This window comes from Paucihalobacter sp., assembly GCF_036825875.1.
In the GTDB taxonomy this organism is placed as follows: domain Bacteria; phylum Bacteroidota; class Bacteroidia; order Flavobacteriales; family Flavobacteriaceae; genus Paucihalobacter.
In genome coordinates, this window is the sequence record NZ_DAISXK010000011.1 from 61,584 (window position 1) to 68,277 (window position 6,694).

At 36.7% G+C, this 6,694-nt stretch carries 6 protein-coding genes; 5 read left to right on the plus strand and 1 reads right to left on the minus strand.

Annotation, left to right across the window (positions count from 1 at the left end; all coding sequences use genetic code 11):
* The first annotated feature begins 32 nt into the window (after nt 1-32).
* The 5 genes from V7Z48_RS05210 to V7Z48_RS05230 all read left to right on the plus strand — a co-directional run bounded on the left by V7Z48_RS05210 (nt 33) and on the right by V7Z48_RS05230 (nt 4,833).
* Complete coding sequence (locus tag V7Z48_RS05210; RefSeq protein ID WP_334112340.1) at nt 33-1,592, plus strand: T9SS response regulator signal transducer PorX; 1,560 nt, start codon at nt 33-35, stop codon at nt 1,590-1,592.
* Nucleotides 1,593-1,752: 160 nt separating this feature from the next.
* Nucleotides 1,753-2,175, plus strand: coding sequence for a tRNA (adenosine(37)-N6)-threonylcarbamoyltransferase complex ATPase subunit type 1 TsaE (gene tsaE, locus V7Z48_RS05215; RefSeq protein WP_334112341.1), 423 nt, complete (start codon nt 1,753-1,755; stop codon nt 2,173-2,175).
* Nucleotides 2,176-2,446: 271 nt separating this feature from the next.
* Entirely contained in the window at nt 2,447-3,001 is a 555-nt protein-coding gene (locus V7Z48_RS05220; RefSeq protein WP_334112342.1) for a hypothetical protein, read from the plus strand.
* Nucleotides 3,002-3,243: 242 nt separating this feature from the next.
* Nucleotides 3,244-4,443: an alanine dehydrogenase gene (locus V7Z48_RS05225; RefSeq protein ID WP_334112343.1), complete on the plus strand. Its 1,200-nt coding sequence runs from the start codon at nt 3,244-3,246 to the stop codon at nt 4,441-4,443.
* Nucleotides 4,444-4,455: 12 nt separating this feature from the next.
* Nucleotides 4,456-4,833 carry a hypothetical protein gene (locus tag V7Z48_RS05230; protein WP_334112344.1) on the plus strand — a complete coding sequence of 126 codons (378 nt, stop codon included), beginning with the start codon at nt 4,456-4,458 and terminating at the stop codon, nt 4,831-4,833.
* 440 nt (nt 4,834-5,273) lie between these two features.
* Here V7Z48_RS05230 and V7Z48_RS05235 read toward each other — a convergent pair.
* Nucleotides 5,274-6,694, minus strand: a 1,421-nt coding sequence (locus tag V7Z48_RS05235; protein ID WP_334112345.1) for a T9SS type A sorting domain-containing protein, incomplete at its 5' end; no start/stop codon positions are given.

Here is a 6,694-nt window from a genome sequence, read left to right on the forward strand (position 1 = left end):
ACGGTAAAATTCAATTGTTTAAACAAATATACATGAACCATATAAATATTCTTTGGGTTGACGATGAAATCGATTTATTAAAACCACACATCCTTTTTTTAGAAAAAAAACAATACAAAGTAACCACTTGCCAAAGCGGCACTGAGGCTCTAGAAATACTAGACGATATTAATTTTGATATCGTTTTTTTAGATGAAAACATGCCTGGACTTACGGGCTTAGAAACCCTAAACGAAATAAAAGGGCGTCGTGCCAACCTTCCTGTGGTGATGATTACCAAAAGTGAAGAAGAATATATTATGGAAGAAGCTATAGGCAATAAAATAGCCGATTACCTAATTAAACCTGTAAATCCAAACCAGATTTTACTATCGCTGAAAAAGAACTTAGACCATTCGCGATTGGTATCGGAACGCACCACTTCTAATTACCAGCAAGAATTTAGAAAAATTTCGATGGATATGGCAATGGTAAATACTTATGAAGAATGGGCCGAACTCTATCGAAAATTGCTTTACTGGGAATTACAATTAGAAGATATTGAAGATATTGGAATGACTGAGATTTTAGAATCTCAAAAAACCGAAGCCAATTTACAGTTTGGGAAATTTATCGAAAAGAATTATCAACAGTGGTTTGAAAATCCAAAATCGGCACCAGTGATGTCGCATACCTTGTTTAGAGAGAAAATAATGCCCGAAATAAGTAAAGAACAACCAACCTTATTGATTGTGGTTGACAATTTACGTTACGACCAATGGAAAGCTTTTGAGCCTGTGGTGAATAATTATTACAAAAAAGCATCTGAGATTCCGTTTTACAGTATTTTACCAACCGCCACACAATATGCACGAAACGCTATATTCTCGGGATTAATGCCGAGCGATATGGAAAAATTGCATCCACAATATTGGAAAAACGATACGGACGATGGCGGCAAAAATCTTTTTGAAGCTGAGTTTTTAGAATCGCAATTAAAGCGTTTAGGTATGGGAGATTTAAAAGTTGAATACCATAAAATAACCAATTTAAAAAACGGCAAAAAGATAGCTGAAAACTTTAAATCTCAAAAAGATAACGATTTAACTGTGGTAGTTTATAATTTTGTGGATATGTTGTCGCACTCCAAAACAGAAATGGATGTGGTGAAAGAGTTGGCTTCTAACGATAAGGCTTACCGCAGTTTAACCCTAAGTTGGTTTAAAAACTCTCCGTTGCTTGAGATCATTCAACAAGCGCAACAACTTGGTTTTAAATTGATTCTCACTACTGATCACGGTACTATCAATGTAAAAAATCCTTCCAAAGTGATTGGCGATCGCGATACCAGTTTAAATCTGCGTTATAAAACAGGCCGAAGTCTTACTTACCAAGATAAAGATGTAATGGCTGTTAAAAACCCTAAAAGCATTCATCTGCCTTCTATGAGTATGAATAGTTCGTTTGTATTTGCAAAAGGTGATTTGTTTTTGGCCTATCCAAACAATTATAACCATTATGTTAGTTATTATCGCAATAGCTATCAACATGGTGGTATAAGTTTAGAAGAGATGATTATTCCGTTTGTGGTGTTGCAACCTAAGCAGAAATAGCACTTATTCAATTAATATTCATATTTTTATGTAATTTTTAATCGGTTTTCAGCTTATTAAAAAATCTATTAAAGGCAAAAATATCCGATGAAATGCATAGTTTTTTAGGATAATCCAATTATTCTATGTAATATTGTAGTGTAAAAATCGGATTTAACTCGTGGAAATTGTTTACAAACTTCAAGAAATTAACCAAGTAGCGCAGAACATTGTTGAGGCCTTAGGCGCCAAAGTACTGTGTTTTTATGGCGATATGGGTAGTGGTAAAACTACCTTTATCAAAGCTTTGGTTGCTGCCTTGGGAAGTACGGATACAGTGAGTAGTCCAACGTTTTCCATAGTAAACGAATACTGCACACCTACGAGTAAAATATTTCATTTTGATCTATACCGTGTAAAAGATATAGAAGAACTGTATCAAATAGGTATAGAAGATTACCTAGAAAGCGATGCTTGGATATTTATTGAATGGCCACAAGTAATAGAAGATTTATTACCAGAAATGCTTACAGCCTTTCATTTTACGGCTATAGATAATGACCATCGCAGCCTCAAATTAACCGAAAACTATTGTTTAACCTAATAAAACGCTTAAATGCAGTAAAAAAATGTTAAAGTTTTAGGCAACCTGCCCCAGTGTATTGCTAAAGAGTACGGAAAAACCGTAACATTCATAGGACTTAGTTAATTTATCTTAACATTTCATTAACAGTTGAAGGCTGTCGTGAAAGTTAACTTTGTAGTATAATTAATTAATTAAATCCCTTGAATTATGAAAACAAAAAGATTAGTATTAGCAATTGCAATTTTCGGTGGTGTGTTGTTCACTGCACAAGCAATAAACATTGATTTAAATGAGCAAACTACAACACAAATCGACAAGACTAGAGTCAAATTGGCTCCACAAGGATAAGAAGCTAAGTCGAAAGGCAATTATATTAGGGAGTATTGTAGGTACACTTGTAGCTGCAACTCCCTTTTTGTTTTATTTATACATTTTTATTCCAGATGAAGTTATCTGGGAAAATTTCCTTTTTACATATAAAAGCGGCTTTTACGAAAGCGCACAGATTGGAATGTGGATGATCTTAGGTAAGGTAATTCCCGTCCTACTTTTATTTATTTGGTTTTTCACTTGTAAACACTGGTGGTACCATGCTATAATTGTGCCAATTGCAATGTATAGTTATCAAATAGCTGGAATTATTAATTCTGAAAGTAGACATTTCGATGAATTCAAATTAATGTATTTAGTGCCTTTAATGGCCATTATTATTCCTTCTATTTATTTAATCCGGGCTCAAATGTTTAATAAATTAAATGACGCTGGAAAAACTATGGAAGAATTAGAAGCTGAGTTTATGATTAAACCCACTACTGTTTGGGGTAAGGTGAAACAGTTTTTTTAAAACTTATAAAGTTTCAGTGCCACTAATTTTTATCGATACAACCCTTTTATTACAGATTCCTTTTATTTAGCCACGAAGGGAGCACAAAGTCCGCACAAAGACACGAAGGAAAAGTAACACTTTGTGATCTTCGTATAGATCTTAGCGACCTTTGTGGTTAAAAAATATACCAAACCATTTTTCATATTACACTTGCGCCATTTAAATTATTATCCGTAATTTGAGTTATCAATTTAACTTAAATGAGCAAATCACTTTCTCCTTTTACCCGCGAGCAATTATTGCCGCAAGAAGAAACCCTTGAAGTTTACAATAAAAAAGGTGCTCTGTTTATCGGGCTTCCCAAAGAAACGCATTTTCAAGAAAAAAGGGTTTGCCTCACGCCAGACGCCGTGTCGGCATTGGTTGCCAATGGTCACCGCGTTATGATAGAAAGTGGTGCTGGCATTGGTGCGCATTTTAGCGATAAGGAATACAGCGAAGCCGGAGCCGAAGTAATCAAAGACCGTGAAAAGGTGTTCTCCTGCCCTATTATTTTGAAAGTTGAGCCACCATCGCAAGAAGAAATCTCTTTACTCAATCCGCAAACACTACTTATTTCTGCTCTGCAGCTAAAAACGCGCAATAAAAAATATTTTGAAGCTTTGGCCACCAAACGCGTGACCGCTTTGGCATTCGAATTTATAAAAGACGAAGACGGTGCCTATCCCGCGGTACGTTCGCTAAGCGAAATTGCCGGTACAGCATCGGTTTTAATTGCATCGGAATTACTATCCAATATTAACGGTGGAAACGGACTGCTCTTTGGAAATATCAATGGCGTCCCACCTATTGAAATTGTTATATTAGGCGCAGGTACTGTGGGCGAATTTGCCGCACGGTCTGCATTAGGACTTGGCGCTAATATCAAAGTTTTTGACAGTAATATCACCAAATTACGTTGTTTACAAGTTAGTTTAGGAAGAAACATTTACACCTCAACCATGCAGCCCAAAAGTTTGATGAAAGCTTTGAAACGTTGCGATGTTGCTATTGGTGCCATAAGAGGTAACAACCGAGCGCCTGTGGTTGTTACAGAAGATATGGTGAACCACATGAAATCAGGTTCCGTTATTATTGATGTGAGTATAGATATGGGTGGTTGTTTCGAAACCAGCGAAATTACCACCCACGACCACCCTACTTTTGATTACCAAGGCATCACCCATTATTGTGTACCAAATATTCCTGCGCGTTATTCGCGAACCGCTTCGGTATCCATCAGTAATATTTTTACACCGTACTTATTAAATATTTCAGATAATGGCGGTATTGAACCTGCATTGCGTTTTGATCGTGGTTTGCGAAATGGTTTGTACTTTTACCACGGCATTTTAACAAGTAAATCTGTTGCCGAATGGTACGGATTGAATTATAGCGATGCCAATCTGTTAATATTTTAAGTCACTTATTTTATGAAGTTTATACATCGTTTGGGCTATTATCTCGGCGGTTTTGCCATTGGTTTGGTGATTCTTGCCTTTTTTTTGAATGGTAAGGATGCCTCTTGCGACTACACACCAAACGCCCGTACCACTAAGTTTTTATCCAAATTACCGAAAACCTATTCAGAATCATCTGAACAATTTTTGATTGACAAGGAGATTGATTCTAGTACTTTAAATAATCTGATTCGATTTGGAGATGTGGATTTTAAAAATAGCAATACCAAAGGCGAACCTTGCAAGACTTATTATATCGATTCAAAATTGAAAGAGGAATTCATCAGACTTCATATTGAAAATTGTGACGAAAAGGTTAAGATTCTCATTATGGAAAGCATTCTTGATTAAATTCAGTATTGGTTGTTGTATATTAAGATTAATTATGTATCTATTTGATTTTTTGGTGCATACAACACTACAGGACTTGAAACTTACGAATATTATATTATCTCACTTTTTACAGTAATCTTACATCGCTTTTATTAAAGTAGAATTATTCTAATTAAGCCAGGGGTGGGCTTATCCATGGCTTTACTATGGACTAAGTATGGAGCATCCATAGAATAATCTTCTATTTGTTACCATGCACGCACTATTGATATGTGATCTTCCCATAGGTTGAAGACAACCAGACTTAAATTAAATATTTACTTTCTTAATTTAATAATTTCTCCAGATTGTACTCCAGCCTGTTGCTGGCAAGGATCATCGCTGAGTTTTTGTTGGCGCAAATCTGCGAAATCTGCGGGAAATTTTCTCAAGTTTACTTAAAGAACAAGAGATAAAGTTTACTGAATTAGGATTTTCTTAGTAATTACCCGCAACTCATCTTCGAGTCGCACAAAATACAAACCAGTCTGAAAATTGGTAACATCAATCTGCTTTTCAAAATTATAAGGCTGATTGGTTTCTTCAAGTACTTCGGAGAATAGTAATTTACCAGCCAAATCAAACATTTTCAGATTTGAAATATTAACCACCCCATTTAATTGAATATACAAGGTTTCGAAAGCCGGATTTGGATATACCTGAAATGCAAAAGTTAAATCTTCATTATCATCCGGTAGAATAACGGTTTGACATTGTTGGTCGACCACTACCATCACGGTAGCTTCATCAAAATCGAGTTCGTTAAAAACAGTTACGGTATACAAGGTAGTTTCCTCTGGCGCTACTTCTATGGTCTGTGTAGTTTCACCTGTGCTCCATAAATAATCGTCGCCGCCAGTTGCTGTTAATGTTGCTGTTTCTTGTGGACAAATTGTGACATCGTTTCCTGCATTGGCCAATACGCGTTCTAACACGTTTACGGTAATTTCTTTTTCGTCGGAACAATCATTAATAAAACCCGTAACCCGATAGATTGTGGTGGCACTCGGACTCACAGCGATGTTTGGCTGTGTAGCCCCATTATTCCATTGATATGAATTGGCGCCCGTGGCTGACAGCGTTATGAAGTTTCCTTCTAGAATTGTTGCTTCGCTTCCATTAACAATAGTGACATTTGGATTTGGGTCCACAAAAACATTTACACTAGCTTCGTCTTGATACGGACCGTCAAAAACAGTCACTGAATAGGTTGAATTTGAAGTTGGAGTCACAGTTATACTTTGTGTAGTTGCACCTGTATTCCATAAATAACCACTACCTCCGCTTGCAGTAAGCGTAACTTCATAACCTTGACAAATACGTTGGTCTTCGCCAGCAAATGCTTCCACGTGACTCTCAACAGTAACCATAACACTTTGAGAGCTTGAACAACCATTTATTGAGCCTATAACCTCATAAGTGGTCGTTTGTTCTGGTTGCACCGTGATACTGTTAGAAGTTGCGCCATTGCTCCATACATAAGAATCCGCTCCACTAACCGTTAAAGTAGTACTATTGCCATAAACCACGATAGTTTCTCCTGAAATTTGAAGTTCTGGCACTGAGTTTACAGTAATAGTTACTTGATCGGTGCTTGAACAACCATTCTCTAATACTTCAACTGAATAAGTTGTGGTTGAAGTTGGATTAACTGTGATGCTTTGCGTTGTTGCGCCATTACTCCACAGGTAACTTGCTCCGCCTGATGCGGTGAGTGTGATGGTTTCGCCAAGGCAAATGCTTTGGTCTTCGCCAGCGTTGGCAGTAGGGATTTCGTTGACGGTAATGGTGACTTCCGCTGTATCTGAATTTCCAAAATTATCAGAAACCTCCACGGAAT